A 19,028-nucleotide genomic window follows, 5' to 3' on the forward strand; every position below is an offset into this window, starting at 1 on the left:
TTGCGCGTCCCGCGCCGCAATCACGATTTTATTTGTCACTTGTATCTTGCGACTTGTATCTGCCTTCAAAGCAACACCACGTCGAACTGTTCCTGGGTGTAGAGCGACTCCACCTGGAACTGGATCGGCTTGCCGATGAACTCCTCCAGTTCGGCCACCGCGGTGGATTCTTCGTCCAGCAGGCGATCGACCACTTCCTGCGAGGCCAGCACCAGCAATTGCTGGGCATCGAACTGGCGCGCCTCGCGCATGATTTCACGGAAGATCTCGAAACAGACGGTCTCCGCCGTCTTCAGCGTGCCGCGACCGTTGCAGGTGGGACAGGTGGAACACAGCACATGCTCCAGGCTCTCGCGCGTGCGCTTGCGCGTCATCTCCACCAGCCCCAGTGCCGACACCTCGGAAATGTGGGTGCGGGCATGATCGCGCTCCAGCGCCTTCTCCAGGCTGCGCAACACCTGACGCCGGTGCTCCGGGTCCACCATGTCGATAAAGTCGATGATGATGATGCCACCCAGATTGCGCAGGCGCAGCTGGCGGGCGATGGCCTGACTGGCCTCCAGGTTGGTCTTGAAGATGGTCTCTTCCAGATTGCGATGACCGACGAAGGCGCCGGTGTTGACGTCGATGGTGGTCATCGCCTCGGTCTGATCGATGATCAGATAGCCGCCGGACTTGAGGGTCACCTTGCGTTCCAACGCACGCTGAATCTCGTCCTCGATGGCATAGAGATCGAAGATCGGCCGCTCGCCGGCATAATGTTCGATGCGCGGCACCAGCTCGGGGATGAACTTCTCGGCAAAGCGCAACACCTTGCGGAAGGTCTCGCGCGAATCGATGCGCACCTTCTCCACCTCGGCGCCGACGACATCGCGCATGGTACGCATCACCAGCGGCAGATCTTCGTGAATCAGCGTGCCGCTGCGCTCGCTGCCGGCACGCGCGCCGATCTCGCCCCACAGCTTGTGCAGGAAGGCCATATCAGCCCGCAGCGCCTCATCATCGGCATCCTCCGCCGCGGTACGCACGATGTAGCCGCCGGGGCCGAACTCCGCCGCCAGCGTCGTGACGCGCTCCTTCAGCCGCTGCCGCTCCGCCTCGTCCTCGATGCGCTGCGACACGCCGATGTGGCTGGATTGCGGCATGAACACCAGGAAGCGCGCCGGAATGGTGATGTGCGTGGTCAGGCGTGCGCCCTTGGTGCCGAGCGGATCCTTTACCACCTGCACCAGCAGTTCCTGCCCCTCGCGCAGCAACTCGTCGATCTGACGCTGCGACGGGCGCTCGCCCTCCGGCGCCTCCCCCTTGAGGCAACGCTCGCGTTCATCGCTGTCGTTATCGGGACAGAGGATGTCGGAGGCATGCAGGAAGGCGGTGCGATCCAGGCCGGCGTCGATGAAGGCCGCCTGCATGCCGGGCAGCACCCGGCGCACCGTGCCCTTGTAGATGTTGCCGACCAGGCCGCGCTTGCGCGCGCGCTCGATTTGCACTTCCTGCAACACGCCGTTCTCGACGAAGGCGACGCGGGTTTCGTGCGGCGTGACATTGACCAGGATTTCGCCGCTCATCGCCGGCGTCAGCGGTGCGTTCATGGACATGTTCAAGAGGCTTCCAGTAACTCTATTCCGCAGCCGCGCAACAACGCGGCCGTTTCAAACAGCGGCAGGCCCATCACCCCGGAGTAGCTGCCTTCCAGGCGCTCGATGAAGATGGCGCCCAGACCCTGCACTGCGTAACCCCCTGCCTTGTCCAGCGGTTCACCGCTGTCCCAGTAGGCGGCGCGCTCGCGGTCGGTGAGCGCACGAAAGGTCACCGCGCTCACCGACAACAGGGTGTGCGCCTCGCCTGCCGCGTCCACCAGCGCCACACCGGTGTAGACATGGTGGGTGCGTCCCGACAGCCGCGCCAGCATGGCCAAGCCGTCGGCGCGATCGCGCGGCTTGCCCAGGATGACGCCGTCGATCACCACGGCGGTATCGGCACCGAGCACCGGCCAGTCGCTGCAAATCGCATGTCCGGCCCGCGCCTTGGCCAGGGCCAGGCGCACCACATACAACTCCGGCGCCTCGCCCGGATGCAGCGCCTCGTCGACACGCGCCTCCACCACCCGATGCGCCACACCGATCTGCTCCAGCAGCTCGCGCCGCCGCGGCGATGAAGAGGCCAGAAAGATCATCCGTCGGTTCGCTCTCGTTACTCGTTACTTGTTGCCTGTATCTGCCTCACCGGTGATACGGATGCCCCTGGGTGATGCTCCAGGCCCGGTAAAGCTGTTCCGCCAGCACGATGCGCACCAGCGGATGCGGCAGGGTCAGGCGCGATAACGACCACTGTACGTCGGCACGGGCGCGGCAGGTATCGGCCAGTCCCTCGGGACCGCCCACCAGCAGGGCCACATCGCGCCCCCCCTGGCGCCATTCGGTGAGGCGCTGCGCCAAGTCTGCCGTGCTCCAATCCTTGCCGCCGACCTCCAGCGCCACCACATAGGCCCCCTTGGGCAGGGCGGCGAGCATCTTCTCGCCCTCCTCGCGCCGCGCCCGCTCCAGATCGGCGCCCTTGGTGCGCTTGCCCGGCGCGATCTCGTGCAGCACCAGCGCGCAGTCGGCGGGCAGGCGCTTGGCGTACTCCGCGTAGCCAGCCTCCACCCACTCCGGCATACGGTTACCGACGGCGATCAGGTGCAGGCGCATCGCTGTTCAGTGCATCGCAACAGACCGGTTGGACAAAAGACGCACGATGTGTCGCACGCAACAGGATTTCATCCTGCGGCTCCCGCCACACCCTGCGCCGCCGGTGCGGCGTCACCCCAGAGTTTTTCCAGGTTGTAAAAGTCGCGCTTTTCCGGGATGAAGATATGCACTACCACCTCGCCCAGATCGACCACCACCCATTCGCCTTCCCGCTCGCCCTCGACGCCGAGAGGGGTGAGACCATTTTCCTTGGCCTGGTCGAGCACACTCTGCGCCAGGGATTTCACCTGGCGATCGGAACGGCCGCTGGCGATGACCATAAAGTCGGTGATGCTGGTCTTGCCGCGCACATCCAGGACGACGATATCGAGACCCTTTACGTCCTCCAGCGCGTTCACCACCAGTTGCTTCATCTGTTCTGCTTGCATCAATACCTTCCAGTCATGACAAAAACTCACTCCGCCGGCGCGGCGGCATACAGATTCCGGCGGCGGATATAGTCCCATACCGCATCGGGCAGCAGATAACGGGGACTGCGCCCCGCCGCGATCTGCGCGCGTATCGCCGTGGCCGAGATATCCAGGGGGGTGACCGGCTGCAGCAGAATGCCGCCGGCCGGCCGCCGCATCAGCTCGGCAGCCGCGCTGATACGCTGCGCCGCCAGCATTTCGGCCAGCGGCGCGGGTACGGCATCCAGCGTCCAACCCGGCCGGTGCAGCACCACCAGATGGGCCAGTCGCGGCAACTCCCGCCAGCGGTGCCACTGTGGCAGACCGAGAAAGGCGTCGCTGCCCAGCAGCAGGCACAGCGGCGCAGTACCCAGTTCGGCACGCAGCGAGGCCAGGGTATCCACCATGTAGGACGGACCGGATCGCTCCAACTCGCGGCGATCGACCCGCAACCCGGGCTGCCCCGCCAGCGCCAACTCCAGCATGGCCAGGCGCTCGGTGGCGGAGGCCCGGGGCGGCTCCCGGTGCGGCGGCTGGCCACAGGGGAGAAGGCGCACCTCGGCCAGGCCCAGAACCTCCAGCATCTCCAGCGCGGCGCGCAGGTGGCCGAAATGTACCGGGTCGAAGGTACCGCCCAGGATACCGACGGCAACGCCGGATACACCGCCCCTCTGCGCAGCGAGCGGATCGGCGGTGGCGGGAAAAACCGGTCCCGGCATCAGCGGAAGCGCTGGCGCGCCTTTTCCAGCATCGCCTCGCGGGCCCGCGCCTTGGCCTCGGCGTCGTCGCGCAGGGCCTGTGCCAGGTCACGGTATTCCCAACGCCGGTTGCGCCGCCACCACAGCCAGCCCAGCAGGACCGCCGCCAGCAACAGCAACCCGGCCAGCACGGTTATCCACCAGGCCGGGTTCTGCCAGCGGCTCGCCGGGGCGTTCACCGTCGTCGCCACCGTCAGCCGCCCATCGGCAAACGGCTCCGCGGCAGGAGGTGCGGCCGGCGCCGGTACAGCGTCGGTGGAAGCCGTCACCGGGGAGGCGGGTTCTGCCGTAGCCGGCGTGGCCGCCGGCATGTGCAATACCTGCTCGGCCAGGCGCTGCGCCTGCCGCTCCAGCGCGCCCAGGCGCTGGCGCAATGCCTCGTTTTCCTCAGTCACGGTGGCATTGAGCTTGCGCACCTCGGCCAGACGCCGCTCCAACTCACCGGCCTGCGCCCCCGGCGACGGGGGGGTAAGGATCTGCAGTGCCGGCGCCGGTGCGGCGTCAACGGGTGCCGCCGCTGCGGGACCGGTCGGGACCGTTTCCTGCAGCGCCTGTCGCTGTTGCAGCATGAGCTTGCCGGCGCTGCCGCGACTGCGTGCGGTGATGGCCTCGGCGGAGGGCATGTACAGGGTGGTGCCCCAGCGCAGGCGGTTCATGTTGCCGCCGATGAAGGCATGGGGATTGGCCTCGAACAGGGCCACCGTCATCTGCGGCGTGCCGACGCCTTCCGGCTTGAGGCGCTGGGCGATCTGGCTCAGGGTTTCGCCGCGCTGCACCGGACCATAACTGGCCACCACCGGCGCCGGCGGGACGGGCGCCGCCACGGTGACCGGGGGCGCGGGCGCCTCGAGCGCGGCCGGGGCGGCGCTTGCCGCCGGCGGGGTATACAGGGAGGGCGGGTCCAGCAGCAGGGCGTACTGGCGCAACATACTGCTGCGCCCCCAGCGAATCTCCAGTAACAGCTCCAGCGCCGGCTCGCGCACCGGCTGGCGACTGCTGATCGATATCACCGGTTGGCCGCTCGCCCCCCGGGCGATCTTGAAGCTGAGGGGCGGCAGTCCCTCGTGATAGGGCAGGCCGATACGGCGGTAGGCCTCGCGCCCGGCCAGACCGACCTTCACATCCGCGACCGTCTCGCCCGGCGCCAGCACCAGGGGCAGCTCGGCCTGCAACGGCTGGTTGAGGGCGGAGCGCACATGCAATTCGCTGCCCAGACCGAGGGCCTGGGCATGGCCGCCCCACAGCAGGCAACAGCACAGCAGGGCACGCGCCAGCCGGCCGGCGAGCCCCCGGCGGGAACGCATGTGTTCAGTGGCGGATATGGCCATCACCCAGGACGATGTACTTCTGCGAGGTCAGTCCCTCCAACCCCACCGGGCCGCGGGCGTGGATCTTGTCGGTGGAGATGCCGATCTCCGCGCCGAGGCCATACTCGAAGCCGTCGGCGAAGCGGGTCGAGGCATTGACCATCACCGAGCTGGAGTCCACCTCGGCGAGGAAGCGGCGTGCGCGGGTGAGGTCCTCGGTGACGATGGCCTCGGTGTGGCCGGAGCCGTGCCGGTAGATATGCTCCATCGCCTCGTCCAGGTCCTTCACCACGCGCACGGCGAGGATCGGCGCCAGGTATTCGGCATCCCAATCCTCCGCCGTGGCCGGAATCGCATAGGACAGCAGGCGGCAGGTGGTGGGACAGCCGCGCAGCTCGACGCCCTTTTCCCGGTACATGGCCCCCAGCTCGGGCAGCACGCGCTCGGCAATGCCCTCGGCCACCAGCAGGGTCTCCATGGCGTTGCACACGCCGTAGCGGTGGGTCTTGGCGTTGAAGGCGATGCGCAGGGCCTTTTCCACGTCGGCCTTGTCGTCGATGTAAACGTGACAGACGCCGTGCAGATGCTTGATCACCGGCACGCGCGCCTCGTTGCTGATGCGTTCCACCAGCGACTTGCCGCCGCGCGGCACGATGACGTCCACGTACTGGCTCATGGTGATCAGCTCCCCCACCGCGGTACGGTCGGTGGTCTCCACCACCTGCACCGCATCGGCGGGCAGACCGGCTCGCTCCAGCCCGGCGCGCACGCAGGCGGCAATGGCCTGGTTGGAGTGCAGCGCCTCGGAACCGCCGCGCAGGATTGCGGCATTGCCCGACTTCAGGCACAGCGCCGCCGCGTCGGCCGTAACATTCGGACGCGACTCGTAGATGATGCCGATGACACCGAGCGGCACGCGCATCTTGCCCACCTGGATGCCGGAAGGGCGGTAATTCATGTCGGCGATCTGGCCCACCGGATCGGGCAGGGCGGCGATCTGGCGCAGGCCCTCGGCCATGGCGGCGATGCGCGCGCTGTCCAGCGCCAGGCGATCCAGCATCGCCGCATCCAATCCCTGCGCCTTGCCGGCATGGAGGTCTTTCTGATTGGCGGCGATGAGCGCGGCCTCGCCGGCGATGAGGGCATCGGCCATGGCGGACAGCGCGGCATTCTTGGCATGGGTGTCGGCACGGGCCATGGCGCGCGCCGCGGCGCGCGCCTTCTGTCCCACCTGCTGCATGTACTGCTTCACGTCCATCAACGTATCTCTATGCTTGCGTGGTTTGCAAAGAAAAAATCTCGGACAAGGTTTACAAGATTATTCAGGATATACAAGATTTTTTACCCTGTTCATCCTGCCCCATCTTGTCGGTGGTTTTCAGACTATTCTCACGCCGGCCATGAGCAGGCTGAATTGTAACAGTTCATCCCACGGGTTACCCGGCTCGGCCCCCTTGCAGATGCGGTCCAGCCGGGCCGCCCGCCGCAACAGGGCGCGCCAGCGGCGCAGGTTGTGACGCTTGAGGGCGGCCTGGTACAGCGGCTTGCGCTTGTCCCATACCCGCTGCTGCTGCAACAGGGTTTCCAGCCCCGTGCCGGCGGCCTGGCCGGCGGCGATGATGGCCAGGGCGCGCACCTCGCGCACCAATGCCCACAGAGTAAGTACGGGTTCCTCGCCCTCGCCACGCAACCCCTCCAGGATGCGGGCGCAGCGCGGCGCATCGCCGCCCAGGGCGGCATCCGCCAGCTCGAACACGTCATAGCGCGCCGAGTCGGCCACCGCGCTGCGCACCTGCTCGGCATCCAGTGGCCCGCTGCCGTACAGCAGCGCCAGTTTCTCCACCTCCTGCGCCGCGGCGAGCAGATTGCCCTCCACCCGCTCGGCCAGCAGCTGTGCCGCCTCGGGCGTCGCCTGCAGACCGCGGGCCTGCAGGCGCTGGCGCACCCAGCCGGGCAGGGCGCGCGGCTCCACCGGCCACACCTGCACCACCGCCCCCGCCTCCTCCAGCGCCTTGAACCATTTGCTGTTCTGCTGCTGCTTTTCCAGCTTGCCGCAGCTGATGAGCAGCAGGTTGTCCGGCGACGGCTCGGCGGCATAGGCGGTGAGCGCCTTGGCGCCGGCGTCGCCCGGCTTGCCCGACGGCATGCGCAGTTCGATGATCTTGCGCTCGGCGAACAGCGACAGATTGCTGCCGGCGGCGGCCAGCGTGCCCCAGTCGAAGCCGGCCTCCACCTGCAACACCTCGCGCTCGCGATAACCCTGGGCGCGGGCGGCGCCGCGCAGCGCATCCACCACCTCGTTGAGTTGCAGCGGTTCGTCGCCGCTCACCAGGTAGATGGGCAGTAGCGGCTTTTCCACATGGGACGGGAGTTGTTCGGGGCGCAGGCGCATGGCGCCATTCTACATGGAGGCACGGTAGGAAAGATGTATGTGGAGGGAAAGCGGTCGCGTCAACGCGGGGCGCGCACCATGGCCAGCAGGGTATCGACGATGTGTCGCAGCTCCACCGAATCGGGCCGCATCCGGCTGTAGACCCGCAGACCAAAAATACCGGTCATCAACAGGCTGGCCAGTATTCGCGGCTGAGCCCCGGTCGGTAATTCACCACGGGCTGCGGCCTCCTCCAGCGCATCGCCCATGGCCTGTTCCACCCTGGCCAGCGCGTCGCCCGCGTGGCGGGCCAGCTCGCTATCATCCGCCCGCACCTCCAGCAGGGTATTCACCAGCAGACAGCCCTTGCGCTCCGGATCACCGGCCATGTCCGCCAACAAGTGGTCGAAAAACCGCGCAATCCGCTCCAGCGGCGGGGCCTCGCCACGCAGCAACTCGTCCACCAGCCGCGCCAGTTCGGCGCCATAGGAATCCAGGGCAGCCGCAAACAATGCGCGCTTGCTGGCAAAGGCGCCGTACAGGCTGCCCGGCTTGAGCCGGGTCGCCTCGGTAAGGTCGCGCACCGAGGTACGGTTGTAGCCACGGCGCCAGAACAGCTGCATGGCTTCGCGCAGCGCCTGGTCGCGATCGAATTCTATGGGTCTGGCCATGGGCAACTCCTGATTGGTTGAATTCTAGACGTAGTTGAACAGACGCTCAAGAACGGCTATCGTTATTGAGCGACCACTCAATAAAAGGAAAACACCATGTCCAACCTCTTTCCCCTGCACACCAGCGCCTCCGCCCCGGCTGCAGCACAACCGCTACTCGAGGCCGCCAGCCAGGCCTTCGGATTCGTCCCCAACCTGATCGCCATCATGGCCAGCTCGCCAGCCCTGACCGAGGCCTACCTCGCCCTCTCCGCCATCTTCGAGCAGAAAACCTCGCTCACTCCCACCGAGCGCCAGGTGGTACTGCTGGCGGTCAGCCGCTACCACGCCTGCCGCTACTGCGTGGCGGCCCATTCGACGATCGCCGACATGCAGGGGATTCCGCCTGCGGTGGTGGAGGCAATCCGCAGCGATCAGCCCATCGCCGATACGCGGCTGGAGGCATTGCGCAGCATGGTCAACGCCCTGCTCGAACGGCGCGCGCTGCTTCCCGATGCGACGCTGGAGTCCTTCTTCAGTGCCGGCTACACCCCGGCCCAACTGCTCGACGTACTGGTGGGCGTGGCGCAGAAAACACTGAGCAACTTCACCAACCATCTCGCCGGAACACCGCTGGACGAGCCGATGCACGCGCGCGCCTGGACACCAGCCGAGCGACTGCCTCATTGATGCAGAGGGCATGGTCCGACAGGCCCACTACGGCAGGGATGCGGGTGATCAGTTGCCGTTCACCGGAATAAAGCGCCTTGTCCGCTGTAAGGATCGCCGTCCGGCCACGACAGAGTGACAACCCGACACCACTCGGCAACGGATTGGAGGACAGGATCATGAACACATTGGCTGCAGGTAACCGGGCTCCGGAATTTTCCCTGCCCGATCTCGATGGTCGGCCGGTGCGGCTGACGGATTTCCGTGGCAGGAAGGTTCTGCTGGTATTTTTCCGCTACGCCACCTGCCCGTTCTGTACCGTGCGCTTCGTACGCCTGGCGCAGGAGGCAAAACGCTACGCCGATGCCGGCGTGCAGATCATCGGCGTGTTCGAATCGAGCGCCGGGTACATCCGCGAATACCTCGGTCGCCGCGGACTGCCCTTTCCCGTCATCCCCGACCCGGACGGCAAACTGTACGCGCTGTACGGTGTGCGGAAGTCAGTGCCGGGCCTGTTGTTCGGCATGTTCCGCCTGCCCACGCTGCTGCGCGCCCTGTTCGATCCCGCATACCGCATGGCGCAGCCCGACGGCTCGCTGACACGCATCCCGGCCAACTTTCTCATCGACGAAAACCAGATCGTTGTCGACGCGTATTACGGCAACGACATCGGCGATCACATCCCCTTCGCCCGCATCGACCACTTCGCCGCCGGGACGGTCACCGGGAACATGCGCCATGTCTGACTACCTGCAACAGTACAACGCGCCGCTCACCGGCCTGCTGCACTGGGAGCAGTGGGACGCATTGCTCGCGGCACTGCGCGGCGCCAATGACGGTGGCTGGTACGCCTACTACGTCGGTGAGGAGGTGCCGACCACGCCGCTGTCGCCGGCACACCTGGACCATCTCATCGGCGAACTGGATCGGCTGCTGCGCCGCGATCATCAGGAGAGTTATCTCGGCATCGTCTATGTGGACGATACGGCGCAACCGACCTTCATCAAGGTCTACGACCCCAACCATCTGGGTTCATCCTGCGGCAGCGGCACCCAGCGCGTGCTGCCCGGCTGGATCCTGAGCCGCTGCCCGCCGGTGGATCTGCATGCCGCCGTCGCCAACCCCGGCGGACGCCGCCGCTGGTGGCATAGCCTGTTTACCTGACCCAGGAGGGAATCATGCACACCACCGTCCATATCGACGACAAACCGGTCAGCGTGGAACTGAGCCATCGGGCGCAGGATGCCCTGGCACGAAGGAAAACACCCCTGCTGGTGGAAATGGAGTTGCTGTTCAGCTGCCTGATCCGGAAAAAGGTGCGCTTCCACGAGGCCGCTGACACCACCGGAGCCACTGCCGTGGTCGACGGCCTGGCGCTGCGCTTCCATCCGGTGATGACCGCCGCCTGCCGTCTCGGTGACATCGGCGACACCGCCCCGCCGCTGGCCGACTTCCCCATAGCCAACCCCGCGGCCTTCGTACCCCGTTGGCTGCGCATCGACTACGACGGCGCACAGTGGCACGGCGAATTTGGTTATCGCCACTGAGCCCGGCAAGGAGAATTGAATGGACGCCTCCCACCCCGTGAGCGCTGAACACGAGTTATCCGGCGCGCTGGCCGTCTTCGGTATGGAGGGACCTGCGGCGCCCGGCGCCGTGGATAGCTTTGCGGTGTGGGTGGGATGAAGGTGGACCCTCACGGGCCGACGGCATCGAAGTGCCCAAGGTGGAAGATACTGAAGGTCTTCACAGGCAAACCGGAGGGTCCGAAATGAATGGTAGCAAAACGGTCGTTGGCGTGGATATCGCCAAGCGGGTATTTCAGTTGCACTGGATCGACATGGAGACCGGAGAGATCGTGAGCCTGCAGCTCAAGCGCGAGAAGTTCCTCGAACACTTCGCTAACCGGCAACCATGCCTCATTGGGATGGAAGCCTGCGGCGGTGCGCAGCACTGGGCGAGGAAACTCACGGCGCTGGGCCACCAGGTCAAGCTCCTGCCAGGCAAGGCGGTGAAGCCGTTCGTCACCGGCAACAAGAACGACCGGCAGGACGCGCGGGCGATCTGGACAGCGGTGCAGCAGCCGCACGTCAAGGCGGTGGCGATCAAGACGGAAGAACAGCAGGCCATCCTGGCGCTGCACCGCATGAGGAGCCAGTTGGTCAAGTTCCGCACCGCGCAGATTAACGGCCTGCGGGGGTTGCTCGCCGAATACGGTGAAGTGATGCCGCAGGGCAAAGCGGGGGTCAGGAAGGGAATTGCTGCGGCTTTGGCCAGACTGGAAGACCGGCTGCCGGCAATGGTGATCGATACGTTGCGCGAGCAATGGGCGCGCATCGAGAAGCTGGATGGGGAAATCGCCGCCATCGAGCAGCGCATCCAGCTGTGGCTCAAGCAAGACGAAGCTTGCAAGCGAATCGCTGAAATTCCTGGTGTCGGGCCGCTGACCGCCACGGCGGCGGTCGCCATCATGGGCGACGCCAAAGCCTTCAAGTCGGGGCGAGAGTTCGCCGCCTTCGCCGGCCTGGTGCCGCGACAGGTGGGCACTGGTGGGCGCATCAAACTGCTCGGCATCAGCAAGCGCGGTGACACCTACCTGCGCACCTTGCTGATTCACGGTGCGCGATCCGTGCTGACCCACGCCAAAGACCCCGGCCCGTGGGTCACGAAATTACGCCAGCGCCGGCCGCTGAATGTCGCGGTCGTGGCCCTGGCCAACAAGATGGCGCGAACGATCTGGGCGATGCTCGCTCATGAACGGACGTACCAAAAGGGATTCGTCAGTCAGCCGGCATAGGTGCCTGACGAGTGTATCAACCACTTTGAAGAAAGGAGTGGCCGCCGTAAAGGTTGCGCAAGGTCGATAAAGTGTGATGGCAAACAGGTCAGACCGTGACCCGCCAAACCTGTATGGCGGTAAGGACTTCGAGTCCTTCAGGAGAATGAGGCGCGGGTCAGCGGATTCCATCAGGGCCAGCAGGTCTATTCCTGCACAACAGGCCGGATATAGAACTGCAGCCTATCTGTCCCAACACACCAAAATCGCCCTTGGCAAACGGGAGGCGTCCATATAGATACCGCCATGCAAACGATATCCGAGGTAAAGGTGTGGGACCCCCTGGTACGGGTATTCCACTGGAGCCTGGTGACCGCCTTCGCCGTCGCCTACATCACCGAAGATCACTTCCTCGGCCTGCATACCCAGGCCGGCTACACCATCATCGGCCTGGTGCTGTTCCGCCTGGTGTGGGGTGTGATCGGCACGCGCCACGCCCGCTTCAGCGACTTCGTGCGCGGCCCCGGTGCGGTGCGCGACTACCTGATGGGTCTGCTGCACAAGCGCCCGGTCCATTATCTCGGCCACAACCCGGCCGGCGGCTGGATGGTGCTTGCACTGCTGGCCGCCCTGCTGCTGACCACCCTGAGCGGCCTGCTCACCTACGGCATCGGCGAGAACGCCGCCGGCCCCTTCGCCGCCCTGGCCGGTAACCCCGAGGGCCTCCTGAGCGAGGCGATGGAAGAGGTGCATGAGTTCCTGGCCCACTTCACCCTGCTGCTGGTATTCGTGCATATCGCCGGCGTTGTCGTCAGCGGCTGGCTGCACCACGAAAACCTGGTGCGCGCCATGCTCACCGGCCGCAAGCCCCTGGTACCGAACGAGGAGTGAACCATGAAGATACTGCCCATCGTGATAGTGTTCCTCGTCGGCCTGTCCTCGGCCCATGCCGGTGCCGTCGACGAGCTGCTGCAGGAATACCGTTCCCAGGGCGCCGGCCCGTTCAGCGCCGAGGCCGGCGCGGCGCTGTGGACCCGCAGCGGCGGTGCCCAGACCTGTGCCGCCTGCCACGACAGCGACCTGCGTACCGGCGGCAGGCATGCCAAGACCGGCAAGCCCATCGCGCCGATGGCGCCCTCGGTCAATGCCAAACGCCTCACCGACCGGGCCTTCATCGAGAAGTGGTTCAAGCGCAATTGCGACAGCGCCTGGGGCCGCGCCTGCACGCCCCAGGAAAAGGGTGACTTTCTCAGCTACCTTCGCAACCAGTAACGGAGGGACGGATCATGCACATCAAACATTTCTGGCCGCTGCTGGCCGGTATCGGCCTGGTGGCCACCAGCCTGTCCGTCGTCGGTGACGACGATCGTCGCGGTTCGGGCGTCGCCCCGGTATCACTGCCGCTGTACCAGCAGGAATGCGGCAGCTGTCACTTCGCCTATCCGCCCGGCCTGCTGCCGGCCCGCTCCTGGGCCCAGGTGATGGCCGGTCTCGGCGATCACTTCGGCGACAGCGCCGCACTGGATGCCCTGGATCAGCAGGCGATACAGGAGTACCTGCTTTACAATGCCGCCGATCGGGTCAAGGAGCGCCGCGCCGTGAAGATCGCCCGCTCGCTGCGTGCCGATGAGGCGCCGCTGCGCATCAGCGAGGTCCCCTACATCGTGCAGAAGCACCGCGCGATCCCGGCGCGCCTGATCAAGGACAACGCCAAGGTGGGCAGCCTGAGCAATTGCACGGCCTGCCATACCCGCGCCGACAGCGGTTCGTTCAGCGAGCGGGAAATCGACATTCCGGGGTACGGCGCATGGGACGACTGACGGCGGTTGCATTCCTCCTGGCGGCGCTGCTGGCCGCGGCCGGCGGCGCCAGTGCCGAGAGCGATCACGACCGTGCCCGCCGCCTGCGCGATGCCGGCGACATCCTGCCGCTGGAAACCATCATCGAGCGGGTCCGCCGCGAGCGTCCCGGGCGCATCCTGGAACTGGAGCTGAAGGAGAAGAAGGAGCGTATCCTCTACGAGGTAGAGATGGTGGATGAACGGGGTATGGTGTGGGAACTGTATTTCGATGCCCGCAGCGGCGAGCTGCTGAAGAGCGAACAGGACGACTGACTTGAGGCTGCTGCTGGTAGAGGACGATGCCGCCCTGAGCGCGCAACTGCGCAGCGATCTGGAGCGCGCCGGTTTCGCCGTCGATGTCGCCGCCAACGGCATCGACGGCGAGGCCCTGGGCGACACCGAACCCTATGACGCGATCGTGCTCGACCTCGGCCTGCCCGGCCGTCCCGGCCTGGAGGTGCTGAGCCACTGGCGTCAGCGCGGCAACGCGGTGCCGGTGGTGATCCTCACCGCACGCGATGCCTGGCACGAAAAGGTCGACGGCTTTCGCGCCGGCGCCGACGACTACCTGGGCAAGCCGTTCCATACCGAGGAGCTCGTCGCCCGCCTGCTGGCGGTGACGCGGCGCGCCAGCACCCGGACCGTCGGCCCCCTGCAGGCCCCCGGCCTGACCCTCGACGAACAGCGCCAGACCGTCACCGATGCCGCCGGCAACGAACACACCCTCACCGGCACCGAGTTCCGTCTGCTGCGCTACTTCATGCTGCACCCGGGCCAGCTGCTGTCCAAGTCGCGCCTCACCGAACACGTGTACGATTACGACTCCGACAAGGACAGCAACGTCATCGAGGTCTATGTGAACCGCCTGCGCCAGAAACTGGGCAAGGACATCATCACCACCCACCGCGGCCAGGGCTACATGTTCGGGGAACGGCACTGATGGCCTCGCTGCAGGGCCGTCTCAGCATCGGCCTGCTCATCACCCTGCTGGCGGTGTTCCTGTTGCAGGGGGCGGTATCCAGTCTGGCCCTGCGCGACATGACCCAGGACTACATCGCCTCACGCCTGTTGCACGACAGCGAGAGCCTCCTCGCCGCCATCCAGCCGCAGCCCGACGGCACACTCGGCATCGACACCACCCGCATCGACGGCATCTATCAGCGCCCCTACTCCGGCCACTACTACCGCATCGAGAGCGGGCAGCAGGTGCTGCGCTCACGCTCGCTATGGGACCAGGACCTGCCGGTGCCGGTTCTCGCCAGCGGCGCAGAGCAGCGCCTGCAGCGGCACGGCCCGCAGCATCAGCCGCTGCTGGTGGTGGTGCATGGCTACAGCAAGGATGGCCGCGACATCACCATCGCGGTGGCCGAGGACCTCGGCCTGATCCGCGCCAGCGTGCACCACTTCCAGTGGCTGTTCGTCCTGGTGTCGCTGGGCGCGCTGGTTTCGCTGTTCCTGCTGCAACGCTGGCTGGTGCGGCGCAGCCTGCGACCGCTGGTGCAGGTACGCGCCGACATCGACCGTCTGGAACGCGGCGACATCGCCAGCCTGCCGGAGCAGGTGCCGGCGGAGTTGCAGCCGCTGATCCGCGAAGTCAACCGCCTGCTCGTCGCCTTCGCCGAGCGCCTGCAGCGCTCGCGCAATGCCCTCGGCAATCTGGCCCATGCCCTGAAGACCCCGCTCAGCCTGCTCGGCCAGGTGAGTGAAGACCCGACGCTCACCGCCAACCCTGCGCTGCACGAACGGCTCACCACGCCGCTCACCACCATGCGCCAGCTCATCGATCGCGAGCTGAAGCGGGCGCGCCTGGCCGGGGGCAACGTGCCGGGACGCCGCTTCGTGCCGGAACAGGAGCTGCCGCCGCTGCTCGACGTGCTGCGTCGCCTCCATACGGAAAAGGACCTGGCATTCGATTGCCGACTCGCCGCTGGGCTGGCGGTGAATGCGGATCGGGAAGACATGCTGGAACTGCTCGGCAACCTGCTGGACAACGCCTGCAAGTGGAGTCGCGGAAAAATCCGCATCACCACCGCGGAGCGTGACGGCTTCTGCCTGTGTGTCGAGGACGACGGCCCCGGCTGCTCGGATGCGCAACTGGCATCGCTCACCGCCCGCGGCGTGCGCATCGACGAATCCACCGCCGGCCATGGCCTCGGCCTGGCCATAGCCAGCGACATCGTCACCGGCTACGGCGGCACCCTCCGCTTCGGCCGCTCGGAATCCCTCGGCGGCTTCCGCGTCGAGGTCACCCTGCCGCCGCTCTGAGCGGACCCACAGGCCGAACGGGAGCGCTATTTGCCCAGCACGGTCAGCAGATCGCGCTTGTGCTCCTCCTCCTGGATCAGGATATCCTCCAGCACGCGGCGCAGGCCGTACTCCTGCAAGGCCTCTGCCTGGGCGATGCGCTCCTTGTAGCGCTTGATGGCGTTCTCCTCGCCCAACAGATCCTGTTTCAACATTTCCTTGCTGCTGTCCGATATCTCGCGTTTCTCCACATCCACCGTCGGCACGCCGCCGAGAAAGCCGATCTGGTCCGACAGCATCACCGCATGGGCCATCTCCTCCTGCGAGTGAATCAGCAATTCCTTCTGGATCGACTCATATTCCGGCCCGGTGATCACCGCCGCGTGCTGCACATACTGGATGGCCGCCGCATACTCCCACTCCAGGTCCTTGTTCAACTCCTCGATCAGTTTCTTTTTGGTGATTTTCATCGCACACCTCGTCCGTTATGCCGGAAGATCATGCCGGGAGGCATGAAGACACTGTCCTGTAATCAATACTAGAAAAAGACCAGACGATTGCCAACCGACAGGAGGGATACGCGGCGGGATGCGGCCGGGCGCACCAAAAGAAACCCCGCCGAAACGGGGTTGCTCTATAGCCGGACACCGCAACGACTCAGCAGGAAACACTATGGTTCGCCTGCGGCCCCTGCGGGCCCTTGCTTACGTCGGCGCTGCCGTCATCAGGAGTAATGAAGCCGGAACCCTTGGACTCGTTGAACCACTTTACAGTACCTGTAGCCCGGATGATTTTGCGACTCCATTCAGTCAGGGCCTGCCCATGAGTTCTGCACAATCAATCACGCCTGTCGCTTACCATAGAGCTACAACGCCCCACCCCGCTTGATGGCGAAATACTGGTTCACCAGCGCCACCGGCAGCTGCGCCGGGCGCAGGTCGAGCAGGCGGGCACCGTGGTAGGACAGGCGTTCGTGGCTGTGGCGGCGGCGCGCCAGGTAGTCTTCGGTGGCGTGAAATTGCAGCGCCTGATCGAGGGTGTTGACCTGGGCGGCGACGAGTTCGTCGAGCAGGGACTCGCGCAGATCGGCGACCAGCACCAGGTGGCGGGTACGCAACAGCTTCACCGCCGCTTCCAGATCGGCCTGGTCTTCATCGCGGGTGTTGGTGATCAACACGACGAGGGCGCGACGGCGCTGGCGCGCAAGCAGTTCGCTGGCGGCAGCGCGGTAGTCGGCGGCGTCGGTGGTGGATTGCAGGTCGTAGGTGGCGTTGAGCAGACCGTTGACCACATGCTGACCCTTGCGCGGCGCGAACCAGCGGCGCACGCCGCCGAAGGTCATGAAACCGACGGCGTCGCCCTGGCGCAGCGCTACGTAGGACAGCAGCAGCACGGCGTTGAGCGCCTCGTCGAGATGGACGCGGCCGGCATCGGCGTGGCGCATGCGGCGGCCGCAATCGACCATGAACAGGATCTGCTGATCGCGCTCGTCCTGGTATTCGCGCGAGATCAGCTTGCGGTAGCGCGAGGTGGCCTTCCAGTCGATCTGGCGCAGGGTGTCGCCGACGCGGTATTCGCGCAGCTGGTGGAAGTCGCTGCCCTCACCGCGGCGCTGGCGGCGGCGCACGCCCATCTGGCTCAGGCGGTTGTCGGTGGCGAGCAGGGTGTAGTGGGCAATCTCGGCAAAGTTGGGATAGACGCGCAACGTCTGCGTGCTGCCGTCACCGCGCCGCTCGCGCCACAGCCCCCAGGGCGAGCGGATGAGAAATTCGGTGCCGGTGGCATGAAACGCGCCGCGGGTGGGCGGGCGCAGCTGGTAGCGCAGCTCGGCCCACTGCCCCGGCACCAGAGCCAGACCGGCCGGCTGGCCGCGCACCTCGAATTCCACCGGATGCAGATCATGCACCTCGCACGCCAGCGGCAGGGTGTCGCCGTTGCGCACCTCCAGCGTCACCGTTGACCAGGCGCCTACCGGCAGGTTGCGATTGAGCCGTCGTGTTACCTGAGGTGTCGGCCGGCGCCGCTGACGCAGCGCATCGGCCAGCGCGGCCGCGCCGAGCATGACGCCGCCTCCCTGCCAGACCACGACCAGCTCGGGCAGGAACGCGGCGCCGGCACCGAGCGCAGTCCACAGGACCGCCAGTGCGACCAGCCGCGATGCGGGCGTGAATCTCACTGCCGCGGCGCCTCGACGTTGGCAAGGAGGTCTTTCAGCACATCATCGGGACGATAACCCTCGATCTCCAGATCGGCGGACAGCTTGACGCGGTGACGCAACACCGCCGGGGCGATGGATTTGACATCATCCGGAGTGACGAAGAAATTGCCGTTGACCAGCGCCTGGGCGCGGGCGCAGCGCAGCAGGGCGATGCCGGCGCGCGGACCGGCGCCGGTTTCGATGCCCTGCCAGTCGCGCGTGGCGCGCACGATGCGCACGATATAGCCGAGGATCGCCTCGTCCACCTGCACCTGCGCTGCCGCCTTCTGCACTTCGATGACCTGTGCCGGCGTCAGCACCGGCTCGATGGTGGAGACGTCGAGCTGATTGCCCACGGCATTGGCGGTGACCTGACGGATCATCGCGCTTTCTTCCTGTTCGTTCGGGTAATCGATGTAGACGTTGAGCAGGAAGCGGTCGAGCTGCGCCTGCGGCAGCGGGTAGGTGCCCTCCTGCTCCACCGGGTTCTGCGTCGCCATCACCAGAAAGGGCTGCTCCAGCGCAAAGGGCTTGCCTTCGATGGTGACCTGCTCTTCCTGCATCGCTTCCAGCAGCGCCGATTGCGTCTTGGCCGGGGCACGATTGATTTCATCGCCGAGCAGAAAGTTGCAGAAGATGGGACCGCGGCGGATGCGAAACTCTTCCGACTTCATGTCGAACATGACATGGCCGCTGATGTCGCTCGGCATCAGATCGGGGGTGAACTGCACGCGGGAGAATCTGCCGCCCACCGCCTTGCTCAACGAGCGCACCAGCAGGGTCTTGCCCAGTCCCGGCAGGCCTTCCACCAGCACATGGCCGCCGGCCACCAGGGCGACGATCACCTCGCGGATCACCTGACGCTGGCCGATCACCGCGCGGCCGACCATGGCCTCCAGATCGCGCACATGATTGCTGGCCTGAGCCAACAACGGATTTTGCATGTTCGTCTCGCTCATCATTTCTCCCTCGTCGAAGAATACAGATACCAGGGACCAGGGATGAGATACACGGCAAGTGTGCGCTGCACGCACAATGTCCTGGTTCAAAACCACACAAGCGCAGCGAGCTCTACCC

The 19,028-nt window shown here is 65.9% G+C and carries 23 protein-coding genes and 1 pseudogene; 11 read left to right on the forward strand and 13 right to left on the reverse strand.

Annotation, left to right across the window (positions count from 1 at the left end; translation table 11 throughout):
• Positions 1-65: 65 nt before the first annotated feature.
• The 9 genes from rng to EP379_RS11475 all read right to left on the reverse strand — a co-directional run bounded on the left by rng (position 66) and on the right by EP379_RS11475 (position 8,246).
• Complete coding sequence (gene rng / locus EP379_RS11435; protein ID WP_127478908.1) at positions 66-1,568, reverse strand: ribonuclease G; 1,503 nt, start codon at positions 1,566-1,568, stop codon at positions 66-68.
• Between the two features lie 32 nt (positions 1,569-1,600).
• The gene (locus EP379_RS11440) at positions 1,601-2,176 is read right to left on the reverse strand and encodes a Maf family protein (RefSeq protein WP_127477930.1); all 576 of its coding nucleotides are present in this window, start codon (positions 2,174-2,176) and stop codon (positions 1,601-1,603) included.
• Positions 2,177-2,222: 46 nt separating this feature from the next.
• Positions 2,223-2,690 (reverse strand): 23S rRNA (pseudouridine(1915)-N(3))-methyltransferase RlmH, encoded by a 468-nt coding sequence (gene rlmH, locus EP379_RS11445; RefSeq protein ID WP_127477931.1) that lies wholly within the window; start codon positions 2,688-2,690, stop codon positions 2,223-2,225.
• A gap of 68 nt (positions 2,691-2,758) precedes the next feature.
• Positions 2,759-3,118: a ribosome silencing factor gene (rsfS, locus tag EP379_RS11450; protein ID WP_127477932.1), complete on the reverse strand. Its 360-nt coding sequence runs from the start codon at positions 3,116-3,118 to the stop codon at positions 2,759-2,761.
• A gap of 26 nt (positions 3,119-3,144) precedes the next feature.
• A complete protein-coding gene (nadD, locus tag EP379_RS11455) occupies positions 3,145-3,858 on the reverse strand; it encodes a nicotinate-nucleotide adenylyltransferase (RefSeq protein WP_127477933.1) in 714 nt (237 codons plus the stop codon).
• Positions 3,858-5,201 (reverse strand): type IV pilus assembly protein FimV, encoded by a 1,344-nt coding sequence (locus EP379_RS11460; RefSeq protein WP_172600458.1) that lies wholly within the window; start codon positions 5,199-5,201, stop codon positions 3,858-3,860. The genes nadD and EP379_RS11460 overlap by 1 nt, the downstream gene beginning before the upstream one ends.
• A 4-nt stretch (positions 5,202-5,205) precedes the next feature.
• The gene (locus tag EP379_RS11465; protein WP_127477935.1) at positions 5,206-6,462 is read right to left on the reverse strand and encodes a glutamate-5-semialdehyde dehydrogenase; all 1,257 of its coding nucleotides are present in this window, start codon (positions 6,460-6,462) and stop codon (positions 5,206-5,208) included.
• Positions 6,463-6,582: 120 nt separating this feature from the next.
• Positions 6,583-7,596, reverse strand: a complete 1,014-nt coding sequence (gene holA / locus EP379_RS11470; protein ID WP_127477936.1) for a DNA polymerase III subunit delta — start codon at positions 7,594-7,596, stop codon at positions 6,583-6,585.
• 59 nt (positions 7,597-7,655) lie between these two features.
• Positions 7,656-8,246, reverse strand: a complete 591-nt coding sequence (locus EP379_RS11475; protein ID WP_127477937.1) for a TetR/AcrR family transcriptional regulator — start codon at positions 8,244-8,246, stop codon at positions 7,656-7,658.
• A gap of 96 nt (positions 8,247-8,342) precedes the next feature.
• Here EP379_RS11475 and EP379_RS11480 point away from each other — a divergent pair, with 96 nt between their 5' ends.
• The 11 genes from EP379_RS11480 (at position 8,343) to EP379_RS11530 (ending at position 15,775) form a co-directional block, all read left to right on the forward strand.
• Positions 8,343-8,915: a carboxymuconolactone decarboxylase family protein gene (locus EP379_RS11480; protein ID WP_127477938.1), complete on the forward strand. Its 573-nt coding sequence runs from the start codon at positions 8,343-8,345 to the stop codon at positions 8,913-8,915.
• A gap of 158 nt (positions 8,916-9,073) precedes the next feature.
• Positions 9,074-9,640 (forward strand): peroxiredoxin family protein, encoded by a 567-nt coding sequence (locus EP379_RS11485; RefSeq protein WP_127477939.1) that lies wholly within the window; start codon positions 9,074-9,076, stop codon positions 9,638-9,640.
• Entirely contained in the window at positions 9,633-10,058 is a 426-nt protein-coding gene (locus tag EP379_RS11490; protein ID WP_127477940.1) for a hypothetical protein, read from the forward strand. The genes EP379_RS11485 and EP379_RS11490 overlap by 8 nt, the downstream gene beginning before the upstream one ends.
• 14 nt (positions 10,059-10,072) lie before the next feature.
• Entirely contained in the window at positions 10,073-10,441 is a 369-nt protein-coding gene (locus EP379_RS11495) for a hypothetical protein (protein ID WP_127477941.1), read from the forward strand.
• A 224-nt stretch (positions 10,442-10,665) separates the two neighbouring features.
• A complete protein-coding gene (locus EP379_RS11500) occupies positions 10,666-11,691 on the forward strand; it encodes an IS110 family RNA-guided transposase (RefSeq protein WP_127476133.1) in 1,026 nt (341 codons plus the stop codon).
• Between the two features lie 285 nt (positions 11,692-11,976).
• Positions 11,977-12,561 (forward strand): cytochrome b/b6 domain-containing protein, encoded by a 585-nt coding sequence (locus EP379_RS11505; RefSeq protein WP_127477942.1) that lies wholly within the window; start codon positions 11,977-11,979, stop codon positions 12,559-12,561.
• Between the two features lie 3 nt (positions 12,562-12,564).
• Positions 12,565-12,942 (forward strand): DUF1924 domain-containing protein, encoded by a 378-nt coding sequence (locus tag EP379_RS11510; protein ID WP_127477943.1) that lies wholly within the window; start codon positions 12,565-12,567, stop codon positions 12,940-12,942.
• A 14-nt stretch (positions 12,943-12,956) separates the two neighbouring features.
• The gene (locus EP379_RS11515; RefSeq protein WP_127477944.1) at positions 12,957-13,490 is read left to right on the forward strand and encodes a diheme cytochrome c; all 534 of its coding nucleotides are present in this window, start codon (positions 12,957-12,959) and stop codon (positions 13,488-13,490) included.
• Positions 13,478-13,783: a PepSY domain-containing protein gene (locus EP379_RS11520; protein ID WP_127477945.1), complete on the forward strand. Its 306-nt coding sequence runs from the start codon at positions 13,478-13,480 to the stop codon at positions 13,781-13,783. Before EP379_RS11515 ends, EP379_RS11520 begins: the two co-directional genes overlap by 13 nt.
• A gap of 1 nt (position 13,784) precedes the next feature.
• Positions 13,785-14,450, forward strand: a complete 666-nt coding sequence (locus EP379_RS11525; RefSeq protein WP_127477946.1) for a response regulator transcription factor — start codon at positions 13,785-13,787, stop codon at positions 14,448-14,450.
• Positions 14,450-15,775: a sensor histidine kinase gene (locus EP379_RS11530; protein ID WP_127477947.1), complete on the forward strand. Its 1,326-nt coding sequence runs from the start codon at positions 14,450-14,452 to the stop codon at positions 15,773-15,775. Before EP379_RS11525 ends, EP379_RS11530 begins: the two co-directional genes overlap by 1 nt.
• 26 nt (positions 15,776-15,801) lie before the next feature.
• Here EP379_RS11530 and EP379_RS11535 read toward each other — a convergent pair whose 3' ends face one another.
• The 4 genes and pseudogenes from EP379_RS11535 to EP379_RS11550 all read right to left on the reverse strand — a co-directional run bounded on the left by EP379_RS11535 (position 15,802) and on the right by EP379_RS11550 (position 18,910).
• Positions 15,802-16,224 (reverse strand): ferritin-like domain-containing protein, encoded by a 423-nt coding sequence (locus EP379_RS11535; RefSeq protein ID WP_127477948.1) that lies wholly within the window; start codon positions 16,222-16,224, stop codon positions 15,802-15,804.
• Between the two features lie 235 nt (positions 16,225-16,459).
• Positions 16,460-16,543, reverse strand: a pseudogene (locus EP379_RS16705) (cold-shock protein); the annotation flags it as partial.
• 76 nt (positions 16,544-16,619) lie between these two features.
• A complete protein-coding gene (locus tag EP379_RS11545; protein ID WP_127477949.1) occupies positions 16,620-17,930 on the reverse strand; it encodes a DUF58 domain-containing protein in 1,311 nt (436 codons plus the stop codon).
• Entirely contained in the window at positions 17,927-18,910 is a 984-nt protein-coding gene (locus EP379_RS11550) for an AAA family ATPase (RefSeq protein ID WP_127478910.1), read from the reverse strand. The genes EP379_RS11545 and EP379_RS11550 overlap by 4 nt, the downstream gene beginning before the upstream one ends.
• Between the last annotated feature and the right edge of the window lie 118 nt (positions 18,911-19,028).

The sequence above is a fragment of the Sulfurivermis fontis genome (genome assembly GCF_004001245.1).
GTDB classification, from domain to species: Bacteria; Pseudomonadota; Gammaproteobacteria; order Thiohalomonadales; family Thiohalomonadaceae; genus Sulfurivermis; species Sulfurivermis fontis.